The sequence below is a fragment of the Chromobacterium sp. INPA-IVC genome, from assembly GCF_059047085.1.
This window is the reverse complement of record NZ_JBTNLS010000006.1, coordinates 60273-76461: the sequence shown is the minus strand read 5'-3', so window position 1 is coordinate 76461 and position 16189 is coordinate 60273. Positions and strand designations below refer to the sequence as shown.

At 67.4% G+C, this 16189-nt stretch carries 16 protein-coding genes and 1 riboswitch; of the genes, 9 read left to right on the top strand and 7 right to left on the bottom strand.

All coding sequences use genetic code 11. The annotated features are described in order from the left end of the window. Window positions 1-1446, bottom strand: coding sequence for a DUF1800 domain-containing protein (locus ACX17K_RS12050; RefSeq protein WP_493774987.1), 1446 nt, complete (start codon window positions 1444-1446; stop codon window positions 1-3). Between the two features lie 124 nt (window positions 1447-1570). Next, window positions 1571-1665, top strand: a riboswitch (TPP riboswitch). Window positions 1666-1715: 50 nt separating this feature from the next. Here ACX17K_RS12050 and ACX17K_RS12045 point away from each other — a divergent pair. The 4 genes from ACX17K_RS12045 (at window position 1716) to ACX17K_RS12030 (ending at window position 5846) form a co-directional block, all read left to right on the top strand. Next, window positions 1716-2732 carry a thiamine ABC transporter substrate-binding protein gene (locus ACX17K_RS12045; RefSeq protein ID WP_493774986.1) on the top strand — a complete coding sequence of 339 codons (1017 nt, stop codon included), beginning with the start codon at window positions 1716-1718 and terminating at the stop codon, window positions 2730-2732. A 66-nt stretch (window positions 2733-2798) separates the two neighbouring features. Next, window positions 2799-3350 (top strand): GNAT family N-acetyltransferase, encoded by a 552-nt coding sequence (locus tag ACX17K_RS12040; RefSeq protein WP_493774985.1) that lies wholly within the window; start codon window positions 2799-2801, stop codon window positions 3348-3350. Continuing rightward, the gene (locus ACX17K_RS12035; protein ID WP_493774984.1) at window positions 3347-4912 is read left to right on the top strand and encodes an ABC transporter permease; all 1566 of its coding nucleotides are present in this window, start codon (window positions 3347-3349) and stop codon (window positions 4910-4912) included. The genes ACX17K_RS12040 and ACX17K_RS12035 overlap by 4 nt, the downstream gene beginning before the upstream one ends. Then, window positions 4887-5846 (top strand): ABC transporter ATP-binding protein, encoded by a 960-nt coding sequence (locus tag ACX17K_RS12030; protein WP_493774983.1) that lies wholly within the window; start codon window positions 4887-4889, stop codon window positions 5844-5846. The genes ACX17K_RS12035 and ACX17K_RS12030 overlap by 26 nt, the downstream gene beginning before the upstream one ends. Here ACX17K_RS12030 and ACX17K_RS12025 read toward each other — a convergent pair. After that, on the bottom strand, window positions 5836-6363 hold the full coding sequence (locus ACX17K_RS12025) for a MarR family winged helix-turn-helix transcriptional regulator (RefSeq protein ID WP_493774982.1): 528 nt from the start codon (window positions 6361-6363) through the stop codon (window positions 5836-5838). The two genes, ACX17K_RS12030 and ACX17K_RS12025, sit on opposite strands and share 11 nt — an antisense overlap. A gap of 172 nt (window positions 6364-6535) precedes the next feature. Here ACX17K_RS12025 and ACX17K_RS12020 point away from each other — a divergent pair, with 172 nt between their 5' ends. Then, window positions 6536-6940, top strand: a complete 405-nt coding sequence (locus tag ACX17K_RS12020; RefSeq protein ID WP_493774981.1) for a VOC family protein — start codon at window positions 6536-6538, stop codon at window positions 6938-6940. Between the two features lie 15 nt (window positions 6941-6955). On the opposite strand, the gene ACX17K_RS12015 is transcribed toward ACX17K_RS12020, so the two are convergent. Together ACX17K_RS12015 and ACX17K_RS12010 are read right to left on the bottom strand one after the other, a co-directional pair. Further along, window positions 6956-7756, bottom strand: coding sequence for a helix-turn-helix transcriptional regulator (locus tag ACX17K_RS12015; protein WP_493774980.1), 801 nt, complete (start codon window positions 7754-7756; stop codon window positions 6956-6958). 5 nt (window positions 7757-7761) lie between these two features. Then, window positions 7762-8307, bottom strand: a complete 546-nt coding sequence (locus ACX17K_RS12010) for a kinase inhibitor (protein ID WP_231162749.1) — start codon at window positions 8305-8307, stop codon at window positions 7762-7764. 158 nt (window positions 8308-8465) lie between these two features. Between ACX17K_RS12010 and yidD the strand changes: the two genes are divergently transcribed. Further along, complete coding sequence (gene yidD, locus ACX17K_RS12005; RefSeq protein ID WP_493774979.1) at window positions 8466-8849, top strand: membrane protein insertion efficiency factor YidD; 384 nt, start codon at window positions 8466-8468, stop codon at window positions 8847-8849. Here yidD and ACX17K_RS12000 read toward each other — a convergent pair whose 3' ends face one another. Next, the gene (locus ACX17K_RS12000; RefSeq protein WP_493774978.1) at window positions 8850-9347 is read right to left on the bottom strand and encodes a GNAT family N-acetyltransferase; all 498 of its coding nucleotides are present in this window, start codon (window positions 9345-9347) and stop codon (window positions 8850-8852) included. Between the two features lie 88 nt (window positions 9348-9435). Here ACX17K_RS12000 and ACX17K_RS11995 point away from each other — a divergent pair, with 88 nt between their 5' ends. Next, complete coding sequence (locus ACX17K_RS11995) at window positions 9436-10374, top strand: LysR substrate-binding domain-containing protein (RefSeq protein ID WP_493774977.1); 939 nt, start codon at window positions 9436-9438, stop codon at window positions 10372-10374. Window positions 10375-10417: 43 nt separating this feature from the next. Here ACX17K_RS11995 and ACX17K_RS11990 read toward each other — a convergent pair whose 3' ends face one another. Further along, window positions 10418-11287 carry a serine hydrolase gene (locus ACX17K_RS11990; RefSeq protein ID WP_231151722.1) on the bottom strand — a complete coding sequence of 290 codons (870 nt, stop codon included), beginning with the start codon at window positions 11285-11287 and terminating at the stop codon, window positions 10418-10420. A 293-nt stretch (window positions 11288-11580) separates the two neighbouring features. Between ACX17K_RS11990 and uvrB the strand changes: the two genes are divergently transcribed. Then, window positions 11581-13593: an excinuclease ABC subunit UvrB gene (gene uvrB, locus ACX17K_RS11985; RefSeq protein WP_021477687.1), complete on the top strand. Its 2013-nt coding sequence runs from the start codon at window positions 11581-11583 to the stop codon at window positions 13591-13593. A 74-nt stretch (window positions 13594-13667) separates the two neighbouring features. Here uvrB and ACX17K_RS11980 read toward each other — a convergent pair whose 3' ends face one another. Beyond that, window positions 13668-15230, bottom strand: a complete 1563-nt coding sequence (locus ACX17K_RS11980) for a hypothetical protein (RefSeq protein ID WP_493774976.1) — start codon at window positions 15228-15230, stop codon at window positions 13668-13670. 185 nt (window positions 15231-15415) lie between these two features. On the opposite strand from ACX17K_RS11980, the gene bla reads away from it, so the two are divergent. Further along, entirely contained in the window at window positions 15416-16189 is a 774-nt protein-coding gene (gene bla, locus ACX17K_RS11975; RefSeq protein ID WP_493774975.1) for a subclass B2 metallo-beta-lactamase, read from the top strand.

Here is a 16189-nt window from a genome sequence, read left to right as displayed (position 1 = left end):
TCATTCCACCTGGTAGGCCGGGTCCAGCAGCAATTGGGCGATGGCCTTGGCGCCGCTGGCGTTCGGCGGCAGGGGGTTGGCCGGCGGCACGGCCAGCAGCAGCCGCGCGGCGTCGGCGGCGGTGCGGACGCCGTAGACAGCGGCCCATTCATCGGGTTGCAGCTTCATCGAGTTCAGCCCGTTGCCGACGAAGCGGCGGATGCGCGCCTCGCGGCCGGCCATTTCGTTCAGGCTGCCGTCGGCCTGGGCGTAGGCGTCGCGCGCCGGCGCGGCGTCGCGGGCTATGCGGTCCAGGAATTGTTTGCGGGTGAGCAGGGTGGAACTGTTGATCCAGGCCTCTCCGCCGGGCCAGCCCTTGACGTTGGGCGGCGCGAACACGTCCTGGCCCAGCTGGCGGTTCAGGCCGGCGATCACTCGCCAGTCCGGCGGGTTGAGATCGAAGGTCACCAGCGTGCCTATGGTCAGCTCCACCGGCGATTTCACCAGTTGCCCCTGGCTGCGCCAGAACTGCGGCGTCAACAGCAGCGCGCGCATCAAGGGCTTCAACTGGTAATGGCTGCGGCGGAAATCGGCGGCCAGCCTGTTGACCGTGGCGGCGTCGGGCGTGGGCGATACGAAGTTGCGCCATAGCTTGTTGGTGACGAATATTGCGGTGCTGGGCTGTTGCAGCAATAGGTCGATCACGTCGTCACCGTCGAAATTGCCGCGCTGGCCGAAGATGATCTTCTCGCCGGTGTCGCGCAGCCGCGGGCGGACGATGAACTGGTCGTCGCGGTCCAGGCCCCAGCCGGTGAAGGCGCGCGCGGCCTCGCGGATGTCCTGCTCGCTGTAGTGGCCTTCGCCCAGCGTGAACAGTTCCATCACCTCGCGGGCGAAGTTCTCATTGGGCTGGTCCTTGCGGTTATTGGCGGTGTCCAGATAGCGCATCATCGCCGGATCGCGCGCCACGGCATGCAAGAGCTGGCCGAAGTCGCCCAGCGCGTAGTGGCGCAGCAGCAGGTTCTGCTGGTACATCATCTGCGGCGAGCGCACCTTGTCCAGCGCCGACACGAAATGGTTGTGCCAGAACAGGGTCATCTTCTCGGTCAGCGGCGACGGGGTGTCGCGCATTTCGGTCAGCCACCAGCTGCGCAGCTCGACCGCATGCTGGTTGCGCTCCTGTTGCAGCGCTTTTTTCTGATCCTCGGTGAGGCCGGGTTGGCCGGGGCGCTCGAACGGCTCGTTGGCCCAGCCCGGCGGCGGCGTGGCCGCCTGGGTGCGCGCGCCGGCCAGTATCTTGTCCACCGCCGCCTCGCGGCTGAGCGGCGCGAAGGCTTCGATCTGCGCCGGGCTGGCGCCGAAGCCGGCGCGTGTCAGCAGATGGCGGGCGCCGTCCGCGCCGATGCCGGCCAGCGCTATCAGGGGCAGGCCGAGCAGGGCGGAGGCGAGCAGTATTCTTTTGATCATGGGTTCACCGCGGCAGGCCGTTAGCATAAGCGATTGATTGTGAGCATAGTTGCCACTCTTCGCTCCGGTATTAAGCGGACCGGCCAGAGTGTTAAGTTGTTTGCGCATCTGGGCTATACTGTCGCCCTGTCACCGGGGGTGCCCGCCATGCGGGCTGAGAGACACCCTGAGAACCTGATCTGGATCATGCCAGCGGAGGGAGCGTGATGAAGCGGAACCTTGTCCGCCTTGCCTGCTTGCTCCGTGGCCGTACCGCGCGGAGATTGTCCATGAAGCTGTTCCCAAAACTCGTCGTCGTCGCTTTGAGCCTGGCCGGCCTGTCCGCCCAGGCGGCCGAATTGCGCGTGCTCGCGCACAGCTCGTTCAGCGTCGACAAGCCGCTGCTCGCCGCGTTTGAAAAGCAGACCGGCGCCAAAGTGTCCATCATCAAGGCCGGCGACGCCGGCGAGATGGTCAACAAGCTGATTCTGACCAAGGGCAGCCCGATCGCCGACGTGGTGTTTGGCCTCGACAACAGCCTGATCGGCAAGGCCGAGCAAGCCGGCGCGCTCGGGCCGTTGCCGGCGGAGCTGGCTCGCGACGGCAAGGTCAGCCTGCCGGGCGCGGCCGCCGTCGACTACGGCTATGTGACGCTGAACTACGACAAGGCCTGGTTCGCCAAGAACAAGCTGCCGCTGCCCAAGACTCTGAACGACCTGACGCAGCCCGCCTACAAGAACCTGCTGGTGGTGGAAAACCCGGCCACCTCCAGCCCGGGCCTGGCTTTCCTGTCCGCCACCATCCATGCCTTGGGCGAGGACAAGGCCTTCGCCTTGTGGGGCAAGCTGCGCGACAACGGCCTGAAGGTGAGCAAGGGCTGGACCGAGGCCTATTACACCGACTTCTCCAAGAACGGCGGCAGCCGGCCCATCGTGGTCAGCTACGCCACCAGTCCGGCGGCCGAGGTGTTCTACAGCAAGGAAAAGCCGGCCGACGCGCCGACCGCCAATCTGCTGCTGCCGGGCTCGGTGTTCCGCCAGGTGGAAGGCGCGGCGCTGGTCAAGGGCGGCAAGGAGCCCAAGCTCGCCCAGCAGTTCATCGCCTTCCTGCGCTCGGACGCGGTGCAGAAGGACATCCCGACGCGGATGTGGATGTACCCGGCGATGGACAACATCCCGTTGGACCCGGTCTACAAGCACGCCGAGCAACCGGCCGCGCACGACACCCCCGACAGCGCGACGCTGGCCGCCAAGCAGCGCGCCTGGGTTGGCCGCTGGACGCGAGTGGTGCTGAAGTCCGGGCAGTGATCCGGCGATGACTTGCCCGGTTTCGCCTCTGTTATGATCCGGGCAAGTTCACTTGGAAACTCACTCATGATCGACGACATCGCCAGCCCCCGCCTGATCCTGCGCCATCTGGACGCGGATTTTCTCGAATCCTGCCTGCGCGGCGACATCGACGCCGCCGCGGCGCGTCTGGGCAGCCGTCCGGCCGACGGCTGGATGGAGGAGACGGCGTTGATGAAAATGCGGCTGGCCGACATCGTGGCGGAGCCGGCCTACGCGCCGTGGTCGGTGCGGGCGCTGCTGCGCCGCGACGATCTGGCCATGGTCGGCCACATCAACTTCCACACGTTGCCCGGCCATCCTTATTTGAACGGCTATGGCGACGTCGAGCTCGGCTATGCGGTCTACCCCGAATTCCGCCGCCAGGGCTACGCCCGCGAGGCCTTGCTGGCGATGTCCGGCTGGGCGGCGCAAAGCGGCGGCGTGGCGAAGCTGGTGTTGTCGATCGAACCCGGCAATCTGCCGTCGCAGGCGCTGGCCGCCCAGCTTGGCTTCGCCAAGGTGGGCCAGGTGCGCGATGACGACGGTTGCGAAGATGTGCTGACGGCTGATTGGCCGTTGTCTGGAGCTTTTGTTTGAAGCAGTCCGCCGTGCCCCGGCTGATCCTGGCCGGACTCCCGCTGTCCTTTCTCTTTCTGCTGGCCGTCGCGCCGCTGGCCCGCCTGTTGGCCGAAGGCGGCCTGCAGTTCAATCCCGCCTTGCTGGCCGATGATTACCTGCGCTGGCGGCTGTTGTGGTCGTTGATCCAGGCATCGGCCAGCTGCCTGTTGTGCCTGGCCTTGGGCGTGCCGCTGGCCTGGATGCTGGCCCGCTACCGCTTTGCCGGGCGGGCGCTGCTGCTGCGGCTGCTGATGCTGCCCTTCGTGATGCCGACGCTGGTGGCGGCGATGGGCGTGCTGGCGCTGTTCGGGCCGCGCGGCGTGTTCGGCGTCAATCTGCAGGACACGCCGTGGCTGCTGCTGTACGGCAATCTGTTCTTCAATCTGCCGCTGGTGGTGCGCGCCGGCTGTGACGGCTTTTCCCAGGTGCCGGCCAGCCGGTTGGCCGCCGCGCGCACGCTGGGGGCCACCCGCTGGCGGGCGTTCTGGCGCGTGGAGTGGCCGGCGGCGCTGCCGTGGCTGCTGTCCAGCCTATGCCTGGTGTTCCTGTACTGCTTCTCCGGCCTGGGCCTGGCGCTGGTGCTGGGCGGCCAGCGCTACGCGACGCTGGAGGTGGAGATCTACACTCTGGTCGCTTACGAGCTGAACCTGGCCGACGCCGGCGCGCTGGCGCTGCTGACCTTGCTGGTGTGCGGCGGCATCGCCGCCGTCTACGCCGCCTTGGCGCGCCGGCTGGCCATGGTGGCCAAGGTGGAGCCCTTGCCGCTGCGGCGGGTGGAGCGCCCGGCTGAGCGATTGGCGCTGGCCGCCGCGTTGTCGGCGCTGCTGTTGTGCACCGGTTTGCCGCTGCTGGCGGTGCTGTGGCGCGGCCTTTCCGCCGGCGCCGAGTGGGCGGCGTTGTGGGACGAGGATACGCGTTTGGCCTTGTGGAACAGCGCCCGCTTCACCGGCGTGACCGTATTGGCCGCCGGCGCGCTGGGTCTGGCGCATGCGCTGGCCTGCGGCCGCAGCCTGGCGCTGCGCGCCGCCATCTTTCTGCCTTTCGTCGCCTCGCCGGTGTGCGTGGCCTTCGGCCTGCTGCTGTTGTACCCGCAGTGGAGCGGGGCGCTGGGCCTGCTGATGGCGGCCTACGCGCTGCTGGCCTATCCGCTGGTGGCCAAGGCGGCGCTGGCGTCGCTGGACGGCCAGCCGCCGCATTGGCTGGCCGCTGCCCGCGGCCTGGGCGCCGGCCCGTGGCGGGCTTTCCGCCGCGTCACCTGGCCGCTGTTGCAGCCGGCTATGCGGCGCGGGCTGGCCTTCGCCGCCGCCACCGCGGTCGGCGAGTTCGCCGTCACGCTGTTCCTGTCGCGGCCTGAGTGGCTGACGCTGACCACGCTGATCTACCAGCGGCTGGGCCGTCCGGGCGAGGCCAACGCCGATGCGGCGATGCAGCTCTCCTGTGTGCTGATGCTGCTGGCGCTCATCGTTTTCTGGATCATCGAAACCGCCGGCGGCGCCGGCCCGGAGGAGGACAGCCGTGCTGACGCTGCGAAACCTGAATAAGCGCTTCGGCGCGCGCGTGGTGGCCGACGACGTGTCGCTGGATCTGTCCGCCGGCGAGACGCTGGCCCTGCTGGGGCCGTCCGGCTGCGGCAAGAGCACGCTGCTGAAAATGATCGCCGGCCTGGAGCGGCCGGACAGCGGCGCGCTGGCCTTCGACGGCGAGGATCTGGCCCGGGTGCCGCCCGAGCGGCGCGGTTTCGCGCTGATGTTCCAGGACTTCGCGCTGTTTCCGCATCTGGACGCGCTGGGCAATGTGATGTTCGGGTTGATAGAACAGGGCCTGTCCAAGCGCGACGCGGCCAAGCGCGCTCGTGGGACGTTGGCGCGGGTAGGCCTGGCCGAGCACGAAGCGCGCAAGGTATGGACGCTGTCCGGCGGCGAACAGCAGCGGGTGGCGTTGGCGCGGGCGCTGGTCACGCGCCCCAGGCTGTTGTTGCTGGACGAGCCGTTCTCCAGCCTGGACGCCGATCTGCGCCGGCTGCTGCAGCGCGAGTTCCGCGAGCTGCTGCGGGAGGCCGGCATCCCGGCCATCATCGTCACCCACGACCGCGACGAGGCGTTCGCGCTGGCGGACCGGGTGGCGGTGTTCAAGGACGGCAGGCTGCTGCAATGCGCCGCGCCGCGGCAGCTGCTGGCCGCGCCGGCCAATGCCTGGCTGGCGCGCTTCATCGGTTTCGACAACGTGCTGGAGCATGCGGCGGTGCCGCCGGGCGCGCTGCTGCTGGGCGACGATCAGCCGTCGGCGCGCATCGTCGAGCTGACGCCGCTGGCGGACGGCCTGCGGCTGCGGGTGGAGGCCCAGGCCGGCACGTTGGCGTTGATGCTGTCGGCGCGGGAGGCGGAGTGGCTGGGGGACGCGCTGTTCGTCGGCGGAACGCTGGGCGTCGGCGTCGACGAATCGCGCTTGCTGCGCTTTTCCTCGCTCAGTTCTTGACCTGTCCCCACACCTTGGCCAGCAGGCGCAGCAATTGCTGGCGCTCCTGGGCGTCCAGGTGCGAGGTCAGGCCGGCGCAGGCGCGCCAGAAGTCGGGCAGCGCTTGCTCCAGCAGAGCGCGGGCTTCCTGAGTCAGGCTAAGCTGCAGGCTGCGGCGGTCGGCGGGGTGGGGGTGGCGGGCGATCAGCCGGCGCTTCTCCAGCCAGTCCAGCAAGCCGGTGGCCGAGGCGCGGGTGATGCCGAAGTAGTCGGCGATGCTGGATGGCGTCGGCGGCTCCGCGCCCAGCCGGCCGTCTTCGAACAGGCGGAACAGCAGCAGCACGTGCAGCTTGTTTTCCGAAATGCCCAGCGGCGACAGATGCTGGTTCAGCCTGAGCAGCACGTCGTCGCCCAGCCACAGCAGCAACAGGCCGGCGGCCGCGGCGTCTTGCGGTGTGTCGGCGTCGGCGGTGTCCGCCATCAGTTGCAGATGGGGCGCCATGGCGGCGCTGGCGTCTTGCGGGTATCGTGCGTCCATGAGGATTCGCCTGGCTGGGTTGTGGCTATGTGATGGGCCGCGATGATGCTAGCTGAAAAGGCGCGGCTAGTCGAACTCCGTTCTCGCATATTTTATTAGTTTAACTAACTATATGTTTATCGTATTATATGGGAGCCGGCATCAACCGGCTTCATATGGAAAAGGAACGGAGATGACTATCGAAGTGCAAGCTTTGCATCATGTCGGCTTCAGCGTGCCCAAGCATCAGGTGGCGGCGCTGCAGGCTTTCTATGGCCAGCTGTTCGGTCTGGAAGCGGATCCGTCGCGCTGGCACATACCCGGCGTGCCCGGCTGCTTCCTCGATCTGCCGGACGCCACCCAGCTGCACATCATGGGCAAGGATGGTGTATCGCCGTATGCGCAGGGCGAGGGGCAGGATCCGGTGAGCAACCATGTCGCGCTGACGGTGGCCAGCCTGGAGCGGGCCGCGGCGGAGTTGAAGGAGAGGGGCATCGCTTTCTTCAGCCAGCGCAGCGTGGCGGCGGACAAGCTGGAGCAGCTGTTCGTCCGCGATCCGGCGGGCAATCTGCTGGAGCTGAGGCAGGAGGCGGGCTGAGCGGCGACAGAGCGCTCAAAGCGTCCGGCGCAGCGCGCTGGGCGTGAGCCCGTAACGCTGGCGAAAGCGCGCGGCGAAGCGGGAGGCCGACGCGTAGCCGCTGGCCTCGGCGATCTGCGCGATGGGGCGCTGGCCGCTTTGCACCTGCTGCAGGGCCAGGCCCATCCGCACCTCTTCGAGGATCGCCTGGAATCCGGCGCCTTCTTCCGCCAGCCGGCGGCGCAGCGTGGACGCGCCCAGATTGAGCCGGCGCGCCGCCGCGTCCACGCTCCACTGCGCGGCCGGGTCCAGCAGCAGCAGCTGTTTCAGCGTCTGCGCCAAATTGCCGGATTGCTCTCGCAGCAATGGCCCTGCTTGGCCGGCCAGCGCCAGGGCCAGCAGCACGCCCTCGGCATGATGCTGGCGGATTTCCGGCGCCGCGCCGCCATGCAGGCTGTCGATCAGCAGGCTCCACGCCGACTGCAGCGCGCCGTCCATCGTCGGGCAAAGCTCGAGGCCCGGCCGCTGCCGCAGCAGCAGCGGGCCGTGGCGGTCACGGAAACGGTCCAGCAGACCCGGCGGCAGGTTGACCACGTCGGCCAGGTAGCCATCGGGCCCCGGCAGGTTGGCGATGTCCAGTTCGCAGCCGGCGGGCATCAGCACCAGTTGGGATGGCCCGGCCGACATCTCCCGCTCGCCCAGCCGGATGCGCTTGCCGCCGAGGCGGACGCGGCACAGCGCCGGCGTGAATACCGGCACCCGCCGCACATGCTGCGGCAGGCGGGCGCGGATCTCGCCGGCCTCGATGCGGCTCAGCCGGTGGGCGATGCCGTCCATTGGGCTCAGCGGCCGTAGGTGGCGGTGATCTGCGCCTTGCCCAGCGCGTTGGCGTTGAGCATGAAGCCCACCAGCGCGCCGCTGGCGTTGGCGTCGATCGGCAGCTTGTCGGTCTTCAGCGCCCAGACGGTGAACTGGTAGCGGTGGGGTTTGTCGCCTTCGGGCGGGCAAGCGCCGCCGAAGCGGGCTTCGCCGTAGTCGGTGCGGCCCTGCACCGCGCCCGGCGGCAGTTTGCCGCCTTCGCCGCCGGCGCCTTCGGCCAGCGAATGCACATTGGCCGGCAGGTTCGCCACGGTCCAGTGCCACCAGCCGCTGCCGGTGGGCGCGTCCGGGTCGTAGGCGGTGATCGCGAAGCTCTTGGTGCCGTCCGGCGCGCCGCTCCACGACAGCTGCGGCGAGATGTTGCCGCCTTCGCAGCCGAAGCCGCGGTAGACCTGTTTCAGGCTCAGCGGCATGCCGTCGGCGATGCTGTCGCTCGACAGCTTGAAGGCGTCGGCCTGGGCGGCCAGTGGCAGGGCGAGCAGGCAGGCTATCAGCAGGGTGGTGCGCATATCGGTTCTCCTGTGGCTAGATGGTGGGAGCATGTTAAGCGTCGGCGCGCGGCGCGGCTGCGCCGAAACGCTCGCCTGCGGCGCGGGCGCGCTCGCGACGACTTTAGCAGCGCGGGCGGGGAATGGGTATGATGCGCGGCGCGATAAAGGAGGGAAACATGTCGAAACGATTGGCGCTGTGGCTGATCCGGATGTACCAGCGGCAATTGTCGCCGCGCAAGGGATACGGCTGCGCTTATCGGGCCGCGACCGGCCGGAGCGGATGTTCCGGCCTGGCCTATCGGGCGATCCGCCGCCACGGCTTGCGGCGCGGAGGCTGGATCGCGCGCGAGCGCCTGCTGCGTTGTTCAGCTGCGGCCAGAACGCCGGCGGCGCGGCGGCGGCAGGCCGGTTACTGCGAGCCGCCGTGCGGGCCGGAGTGCCTGAGCCTGGACAGCTGCGACGGCTGTCTGGGCGACGCCGCGTGCCGGTCCGGCGAATGCCTGACGCATTCCTGGCTGGATTGGCGGCGGAGCCGCCGGGAGACGGACGGGGCGGGCTGATCAGGCCGCGACCGCGTCCTCGCCATAGGCGAAGCGGCGCAGCCCTTCCCCCGCCAGCCGATAGCGTATCCACTCGGCTTGCGGCGCGGCGCCGATCGATTCATAGAAATCTATCGCGGGCTGGTTCCAGTCCAGCACGCTCCACTCGAAACGCCCGCAATCGTTGTCGCAGGCCAGCTTGGCCAGATGCCGCAGCAGCGCCTTGCCGGCGCCGCCGCCGCGCAGTTCCGGCGTCACGTACAAGTCTTCCAGATACAGCCCGTTCTTGCCCAGCCAGGTGGAGTAGCTGAAGAAATACACGGCGAAGCCGGCCAGCTGGCCGTCCACGCGGCACATCAGCGCCTGGGCCTTGGCCTGCGGCCCGAACAGCGTGGCTTCAATGTCGGCGACGCTGGCCTTCACTTCGTGTTCGGCGCGCTCGTAAACGGCCAGCTCGGTGATGAAGCGGTGGATTTCGGCCGCGTCTTGCGGCGCGGCCGGGGTGATGGAAATCTGCATGCGGCTGCTCCGCTGTGATGGAAATGTCGGTTTCGGACATCTTATGGCAAGCGTTAGAATGAAAACAGTGCATTGTTTTCAGGTGAAAATGAAAAATATTCATCCCAGTCTGCGCGGGCTGGATCTCAATCTGCTGTTGCTGCTGGACGCCTTGTTCCGCACCGGCTCGGTGCAGGCCGCGGCGGACAGCCTGGCGATCAGCGCCTCCGCCTGCAGCCACGCGCTGTCGCGGCTGCGCATCGCCCTGGGGGACCAGCTGTTCGTGCGGGTAGGCGGCGGGATGCGGCCCACGCCCAGGGCGGAGCAATTGGCGCCGGTGGTGGAGGCGGCTCTGGCGCTGCTGTCCGATGGCTTGAGCCGGGGCGCGGATTTCGACCCGTCCCGCAGCGAGCGCCGCTTCGTGCTGGCCGCCACCGACTACACCGCCTTCGCGGTGCTGCCCGGCTTTCTGAGCCGGATGCAGTCGCTGGCGCCGCGCTTGAGCTTTCGCGTGGTGCAGGCGGAGCGCAAGGTGCCGCTGGACGCGCTGCTGGCCGGCAGCCTGGATTTCGCGCTCGGCTATTCGGAAGAGGGCGGGCCGCCGCCGGCGGACATCGAGGAATTCGACTGGCCGGAGGAGGAGTATGTGGCCATCGCCAGCCGCGGCCATCCGCGCATTCGGAACGATCTGAGCCTGGAGGCCTATCTGGCGGAGCGGCACGCGGTGGTGACGCCGTGGAACGAGCCGCGCGGCGTGGTGGACCTGGTGCTGGAGAGGCTGGGGCTGGCGAGGGAGGTGGCGCTGCAGCTGCCGTCGGTGCTGGCGGCGCCGTTCATCATCGGCGGCGGCGAGCTGATCATGACGCTGCCCAGGCGCGCGGCGCTGCGCTTGGCCGACGCCGCCGGCGTGAGGCTGTATCCCGCGCCCTTCGCCATTCCGCCGTACCGCTTGAAGCTGTATCGCCATCGCCGGCACGCGGGTTCGGCCGCGCACGACTGGGTGTGGCGGCAGTTGGCGGCATGCGGGCCGGACGCGCGGGGGGCATGAAAAAGGGCCGGCATGGCCGGCCCGGTCGGGAATCGCTTGCGGATCAGCCCGCCAGCCAGCTGCCGGGATGGGACTCCAGCCAGATCTTGATGTTCTTGGCGTCGTTGACGCGCGCGGAGCTGGCGCCGGCGTCCAGCAGCACGAAGATCAGCGGCTGCGAGCCGACGACGGCCTGCAGCACCATGCAGCGGCCCGCTTCCTGGATGTAGCCGGTCTTCTGCACCGCGATGTCCCAGTCGCCTTCGCGCACCAGGGCGTTGCTGTTCTTGTATTGCAGCACGCGGTTGCGCACCGACAGGATCTGGTGCCGCTCGGTGGTGGTGAATTCGCGGATCAGCGGATATTTTTGCGCGGCCTGCACCATCTTGGCCAGATCGGCGGCGGTGGAGGTGTTGCGCACATCCAGGCCGGTGGGATCGTGGAAGATGGTTTCAGTCATGCCCAGGCTCTGCGCCTTGTGGTTCATCCGCTCGACGAAGATGGAGGTGCCGCCGGTGAAGGTGGTGCGCGCCAGCGTGGCGGCGGCGCGGTTTTCCGACGACATCAGCGCCAGCAGCAGCATTTCCTGCCGGCTGAGCGTGGTGCCGACCGCCAGCCGCGACGTGGTGTGCTTCAGGCGGTCGATCTCGGCGTCGGACACCGTGACCTGCTGGTCCAGCGACACGCCCGAATCCAGCAGCACCATCGCCGTCATCAGCTTGCTGATCGACGCGATGGGCATGCGCTGGTGGGCGTTCTTTTCATAGAGAGCTTCTCCGGTCAGACCGTTGAGGATCAGCACCGAATGGGAATTGAGCCTGGGGGCGGTGTAGCCGGACATTTCGCTGGCTACCAGCACGCCTTGGGGCGAAGCCGCCAGCACCGGCATGGCCAGGGCCGCCGATACCAGCAGGCTTGCGATTTTCTTGATCATGCGTCACTCCACTGTGCGCTTATTTTGGAGGAAACCGGACGGCATCTTCACGGCATCTGCAGACAAAATCAGTCAAGATGTTGGCATCATTTGTTGTAGGCACCCGTTGCGTCCTGTTTGCATTTTAAACAATGTCTCCGCTCTGTGTAGGGCAAAATGCGGTTTTTCATGGCTGCGCTCGGCGGCGGCTTTTCCTTGCCTGGCGGTCCTTTGCCGGGCATCGGGAAACGGAAGGTGAGATCGGGCGGATATGGGCGTAAAATCAACCTTTCCGCCATTGCTCCGGGGCCGCCATGCTGCTCACTTTTCCCGACAGTCCGTTTCAACTGAACCAGCCTTTCCCGCCGGCCGGCGACCAGCCGTCCGCCATCGAGAAGCTGGTGGAGGGCCTGTCCGACGGCCTGTCCTACCAGACTCTGCTGGGTGTGACTGGCTCCGGCAAGACCTACACCATGGCCAACGTCATCGCCCAGACGGGACGGCCGGCCATCATCATGGCGCACAACAAGACGCTGGCGGCGCAGTTGTACAGCGAGATGCGCGAATTCTTCCCGCACAACGCGGTGGAGTACTTCGTCTCCTACTACGACTACTACCAGCCGGAAGCCTACGTTCCCAGCCGCGACCTGTTCATCGAGAAAGACTCCAGCATCAACGAGCACATCGAGCAGATGCGCTTGTCGGCCACCAAGTCGATATTGGAACGTCCCGACTGCATCATCGTGGCGACGGTGTCGGCGATTTACGGCATCGGCGATCCGTCCGACTACCACCAGATGATCCTGCACCTGAAGGAAGGCGAGACCACGCCGCAGCGCGACATCATCAGCCGGCTGACCACGATGCAGTACAGCCGCAACGACCTGGATTTCGGCCGCGGCACCTTCCGCGTGCGCGGCGACGTGATCGACATCTACCCGGCGGAAAGCAGCGACACCGCGCTGCGCGTCAGCCTGTTCGACGACGAGGTTGAAACGCTGACGCTGTTCGATCCGTTGACCGGCACGACGAAACAGCGCGTCGGCCGCTTCACCGTGTTCCCGTCCAGCCACTACGTGACGCCGCGCGACACCGTGCTGCGCGCCTGCGAGCAGATCAAGGACGAGCTGCGCTACCGCATCGAGTGGTATCAGAAAGAGGGCAAGCTGGTGGAGGCGCAGCGCATCGAGCAGCGCACCCGCTTCGACCTGGAAATGCTGTACGAGATGGGCTTCTGCAAGGGCATTGAGAACTACTCGCGCCACTTTTCCGGCCGCGGTCCGGGCGATCCGCCGCCGACGCTGATCGACTACCTGCCGAAGAGCGCGCTGATGTTCATCGACGAGAGCCACGTCACCGTGCCGCAGGTGGGCGCGATGTACAAGGGCGACGCCGCGCGCAAGGCCAACCTGGTGGAATACGGCTTCCGCCTGCCGTCCGCCGCCGACAACCGGCCGCTGAAATTCCACGAGTTCGAGCAGCTGATGCCGCAGACCATCTTCGTCTCGGCCACGCCGGCGGTGTACGAGAAGGACCACGCCGGCCAGGTGGTGGAGCAAGTGGTGAGGCCGACCGGCCTGGTGGACCCGCAGCTGGAGATCCGTCCGGTGGCGACCCAGGTGGACGACCTGCTGTCCGAAATCCGCGACCGGATGGAGCGCGGCGAGCGGGTGCTGGTCACCACGCTGACCAAGCGCATGGCGGAGCAGCTGGCCGACTACTACACCGAGCACGGCGTCAAGGTGCGCTATCTGCACAGCGATATCGATACGGTGGAGCGGGTGGAGATTCTCCGCGACCTGCGCCTGGGCGTGTTCGACGTGCTGATCGGCATCAACCTGCTGCGGGAGGGCCTGGACATTCCCGAGGTGAGCCTGGTGGCGATCCTGGACGCGGACAAGGAAGGCTTCCTGCGTTCCGAGCGCAGCCTGATCCAGACCATAGGCCGCGCCGCGCGGAACCTGAACGGCCGTGCGCTGCTCTACGCCGATCGCATCACAGATTCGATGCGCAAGGCGATGGACGAGACCGAGCGCCGCCGCGCCAAGCAGATGGCGTTCAACGCCGAGCACGGCATTATCCCCCGCGGCGTGGAGAAGAAGGTCAAGGACATCATCGACGGCGTCTACAGCGTCGAAGCCGAGCGCAAGAAGCTGGTGGACGAGGCCAAGGTGGCGATGATGGACGAGAAGACGCTGTCCAAGGAGATCAAGCGGCTGGAGAAGGAAATGCTGGAGGCCGCGCGCAATCTGGAGTTCGAGCGGGCGGCGCGCATCCGCGACGAATTGAAGCAATTGAAGGAAAAAGCCTGGCTCAGCGAGCTGTGAGCCGGCGGCTTCGTCCATTCAACCCCGCGTCGGCGACGCGGGGTTTTTTGCGTCTTTTTGGCCGAGCGGGCCGTTCAGGCCGGCTCCAGCAACTCCTGCGGCAGGAAAGCCAGCTCGTCGCGGAAGAAGCTGCGCTCGCCGCGCCGCAGTTGCGGCAGCAGCTGTTTCAGGCGCAGCGCGCTGGCGCAGGCCTGCCGGCTGACGCCGCCTTCCCAGGCCTGGAACCATAGCGTTTCCAAGAGCAGATTGGCCAGTTGCAGCGGCGTCAGCGGCAGCCGGCCCTGATCGTGCTCGTCCAGGGTCAGCTCGGCGACGGCGGTCCAGCTGCGGTAGCCCTTGGCGGCGGAAAACGGGCAAGGGGATAGGGCCAGCGCCCGGCGCATCTCCTGCAGCGGGAACGGCCGCGCGGCCTGGAAGCCCGCCAGCGCCGGGCGCTTGGTCCGCGGGCAATCGCCGCGGGCGATGCGCAGCAGGAAGACGACGTTCCACGCCGAGCCGTTGCCGACGCCGAAGCGATCGCAAATCCATTCCGACAACCCCAGCCAGCGTATCGCCAGCCGCTGCATGTCCGCGACCGGCAGCGCGCGTTGCGGATCGACCAGCGCCTGTTTCCAGAACAGCCACAGGCACCAGCCCAGATTGGCCGCCACGTGCTGGGCGGCGTCGATGGAGTCCGCCTCGTAGGCGGCTTCCAGCGCGCCGGACAGGTCGCGCAGCGCCGCCTCCGCGCGTTCCGGCGCTTGTCCGGCGATGGCGGCCTGCTTGTGCAGCAGCGCGCCAAGGTTCAGGCATTCGAAGCGCACGCGGGGGTTGTAGCGATAGACCGGCTGCAGCTCTCCCGGATTGCGCAGCTGCGCGAGGCAGGCCTCGGCGCCGTCGGGTTCGCCGCGCGCGTAATGGTCCCAGGCGCGGGCGATGCAGGCCATGGCGGAGAAGGTGGGTTGGGCGGTTTCGAAGCGGCGGCCGTCCAGCACCTGCCCCAGTTTTTTCAGCGCCAGCCGGCTGTCGTCGAACTGCGCGCTGCGGCGCCAGGCCAGGCTTTCCTTGGTCAGGGCCAGCGCCTGCTGGAAATCGTTGTGCGCGGCCAGGCTGGCGGCATGGAAGGAGGCTGCCACCTGCGGGCCCGCCAGCCTGCCCATGCCGTCGCGCTCGTCGCGGATCGCCTGGGTGAGCTGGCTCCAGTAATCCAGGCCGCGGGTCAGCGCCTCCAGTTGCGAAATCGAATCGGGACCCTCCGCCGCGGCCGGCTCCAGGCCGAGGAATTGTTCCAGCTGCCGGCGGTCCGCCGGCTGCCCATTCGTCAGAAATTCCAGCCGGGCCATGCCGTCAGAGGCCAGCCAGAAAGGGCCGCGGCTGCGTCCGTCCGGATTGAGCAAGGAGGCGGGTTCGCGCCGCGGCGCGCCCCAGCCAACCTCCACGCCCCAGGCGGCGAAATCGGCGAAGGCGCGGGAAACCAGCATGCGCGGCGTTCGGCTGGCGGGAAAGCGTTGCCGCAGCGCGGCGACCGCGACCATGCCGTCTTCGTGGGCCGCGGCATAGTAAAGCCGGACCAGCAGCCACAGCGATTGGAAGCGCACGGGTTTGCCGGCATGGCGGTAGGGCGGGGTGAGTTCGAAATGGATGGCGTCGGCAGTCATTATTTCAGGTTACGGCAGTTACGGTTCGCGCGGTTTACCCCGCCGGGCCGGGCTGGCTAGAATCTTGCCAAGATCAAGGTTTGGCAGGAACCGCGATTTTGGAGCGGCAGGCGAGCGGCGAGTTCTCACAAAAATGGAAATTCGGGAAATCGCCGCCTTTATTTGAAATATAAATGGAAAATAAAATGCACAGGATATTTAAATTCGCCGGCGCGATGCTGGGCCTGGCGCTGGCTGCCGGGGCCTGCGCGGCGCAGGGCGGCCTGAGCCTCAAGCACCTGAAGGGCGGGGTGTACGTGGTGGAAGACGATTATTACGCCAAGGAGAACTCGGCGGTCTACGTCGGCGCGGAGCATGTGACGGTGGTGGGCGCCACCTGGACGCCGGACACCGCCCGCGAACTGGCGCGGCAAATACGCGCGGTCACCGACAAGCCGATCGCCGAGGTGATCAATCCGAACTATCACACCGACCGGGCCGGCGGCAACGCGTACTGGAAGTCGATCGGCGCCCGCGTCGTCGCCACCCGGCAGACGGCCGACGAGATGAGCCGCGGCTGGGACGACATCGTCGCCTTTACCCGGCAGGGCTTTCCGGATTACCCGGCGCTGCCCGTCTCCATGCCTGATCAGCTGTTTCCCGGCGATTTCGAATTGCAGGGTGGCAAGGTCAAGGCGTTTCATCTGGGCGCGGCGCATACCCGCGACGGCATTTTCGTCTATTTCCCGGAGGAGAAAGTGCTGTACGGCAACTGCATCCTCAAGCAGGAGCTGGGCAATCTCCATTACGCCGATCTGAACGAATACCCGAAGACGCTGGACAGGCTCGCGCTCAGCGGGCTGGACATCGATACCATCATCGCCGGCCACCTGGACGCCCTGCATGGTCCCGAGTTGATCGATCACTACCGCCAGCTATTGAAGCGGCAGGCGTCGGACGCGGCGGCGCAAGCGCGTTGA